Consider the following 923-nt stretch of genomic DNA (forward strand, 5'->3'; position numbering starts at 1 on the left):
GGCTGGGGGCTCATGCCGAGGCGGCCGGCGCCCCAGGGGGCGCCGACTCCACTGCGAAGATCGGCTTTGGGGATGCATCGGCAAACTCCCTCCACTCACTTCGTTCGTTGTGGTCAAACAGTGCCGATGAGTYWGTCTACGAAGCGCGCTGGCGCGCGCCATCCCCAAAGCCGAYCTTCTCCGTCGCCYCAGAARTCGCCCCCMGSCCAKYCCSWCACCCGCCGCKMARCACCASCCGCTCTTGTTGGGGGAAAAGACTGAAGTGATCGACGAGCATGCGAGCGGCTGCGCGCTCGTTCCTCATTTGTTCGCTTGTCACCTCCCCAGAGAGCGGTGATGCCCGAAGGCGCGTGGGGGGAGGCCGTGGAGCGCCAATAAAGACGGGTCGCCGGAGCTGGCTGGTTTCATGGCCCGCGTGCGCCAGCACGCTTCGTGMACTGACTGTCGCCGACTGTTTGACCACAACGARCGMAGYGAGTGGCGGGAGTTTCGGCGACGGGCCATGAAACCAGTCAGCGCAGGGGAGTCATCGCCCCGCCAGGGGCGATGACCGACCCGGCCGGCGCGCCACGRCCTCCCCCCACGCGCCTTCCGCGCCACCCCAGCGAACGCAAAAGCTATGAACAGCTGTTGACCAACTTCCCGTACAGCGTGTTGAGGTCCAGCTGCGACGCAAACCCCGCCGGCGCGTGCCCCGAGTAGAAGCCCGTGTCGCGCAGCCCGCTCAGGAACGGATTGCTGAGGTACTGCTGGCTGAAGTTGCCGGTGCCCGTGAAGTAGAACGAGAACAGGTGCGCCGGATCGAGCGCGAACTCGCCGCGGTAGCTCGCGCCGTCGTTGCCGTCGTCCCAACCCCACGGCGTGTTGGCCGAGTTGGTGCTGCAGGTCTTCAGGCCCGAACCGCAGCCACCGCTGGTGTCGCC

The 923-nt window shown here is 66.7% G+C and carries 1 protein-coding gene; it reads right to left on the minus strand.

Going from position 1 to position 923, the window contains the following annotated elements; translation table 11 throughout:
• Nucleotides 1-617: 617 nt before the first annotated feature.
• On the minus strand, nucleotides 618-923 hold a 306-nt coding region (locus AC1D01_RS36690; protein ID WP_477874726.1), incomplete at its 5' end, for a hypothetical protein.

It is taken from the genome of Rhizobacter sp. P3_B12 (assembly GCF_056402895.1).